At 71.3% G+C, this 1,269-nt stretch carries 2 protein-coding genes; both read right to left on the bottom strand.

Annotated features, from left to right (window positions below; translation table 11 throughout):
- A partial coding sequence (locus ACFWJO_RS39800; RefSeq protein ID WP_386873190.1) for an ABC transporter substrate-binding protein occupies positions 1 to 798 on the bottom strand: 798 nt, incomplete at its 3' end.
- Between the two features lie 232 nt (positions 799 to 1,030).
- Positions 1,031 to 1,269: TrmH family RNA methyltransferase (locus tag ACFWJO_RS39795; RefSeq protein ID WP_386873188.1), on the bottom strand; the 239-nt coding region annotated here is incomplete at its 5' end.

Genomic DNA, 1,269 nt, shown 5'->3' with positions numbered 1-1,269 from the left:
GCCCAGGGCGCCGCGCTCGACGGAGTCGATGTCCGCCGAGATGACGGGGACGCGCTGCTCCTCGCCGTAGCCCACCACGGTCTCCAGCGCCGAGACGACGGCGTTGTCCGTGGGCACGTAGATGCCGTCCACGCCGGACAGGGACTGCACGCCCTGCTGGACCTCGGACGAGTTGGTGATGGTGGCCTCCTTGACCTCGAGGCCCAGCTCCTTGCCGGCCTCCTTGGCCTGGTCCACCTGGACCTTGGAGTTGGCCTCGCCGGAGTTGTAGACGATGCCGACGGTCGTGGCGTCCGGCTTCACGTCCTTGAGCAGCTGCAGCTGCTCCTTGACCGGGTTGCGGTCCGAGACGCCGGTGACGTTGCCGCCCGGGGCCTCGTCCGAGGCCACGAGCTCAGCGCCCTGGGGATCGGTGACCGCCATGAACACGACCGGCTTGTCCTTCACGGCCGAGGCGGTGCCCTGCGCTGCGGGGGTCGCGATCGCAGCCACGAGGTCCACGTCCCCGTCGTTGGCGAAGGTGGAGGCGATGGAGGTGACCGTGGCCTGCTCGCCCTGGGCGTTCTGCTCCTCGAACGTCACGTCCAGGCCGGCGTCCTTGAACGCCTCCTTGAAGCCCTCGGCCGCGCCGTCGAGCGCCGGGTGGGAGACGAGCTGGTTGATGCCCACGGTGTAGGAGCCGTCGCCGCCGGCGGCGGAGGACGAGCCGGAGCCGCCGGAGCCGGAGTCGCCGCACGCCGTGAGCCCGAGGGCGGCGACGGCGAGGGCGGCGGTGAGGGGGAGGGAGCGGTGCTTCATGAGACGGACCTCGTTCTGATGGTGCGGTGCGGGATGCGCTCGCCGACGGGGGCCCGTCGGACACAGTGCAGACACTGTGCGCGGTGACGCGCGTCACGGGCAAGACGTGGGCGTGTCCACGCGACATCCTGCCATGTGATGGGCATCACGGTGGACACTCTGCCCCGCTGGGCTTCGTGTGCGACCCCCGCGTCCCCGCCCGGCCGTCATCCCGGGCGGGACGCCGTGGAGGTCAGCGCCCGCCGGCGCGCTGCACCGAGATCTCGTACAGGGAGATGCCCACCGCCATCGAGGCGTTGAGGGACTCCATCGTCGAGTCGATCGGGATGGACACGATCTGCTGGCAGTGCTCCCGCACCATGCGGGACAGACCCTTGCCCTCGGCCCCCACCACGAGCACGAGCGGCTCCGTGGCCAGGGCGAGCCCGGGCAGGGAGACGTCCCCGCCGCCGTCGAGGCCCAGCACGAAGT

This window comes from Streptomyces sp. NPDC127092 (genome assembly GCF_042722475.1).
Classification (GTDB): Bacteria; Actinomycetota; Actinomycetes; order Streptomycetales; family Streptomycetaceae; genus Streptomyces.
This window is presented reverse-complemented; position numbering and strand designations above follow the sequence as displayed.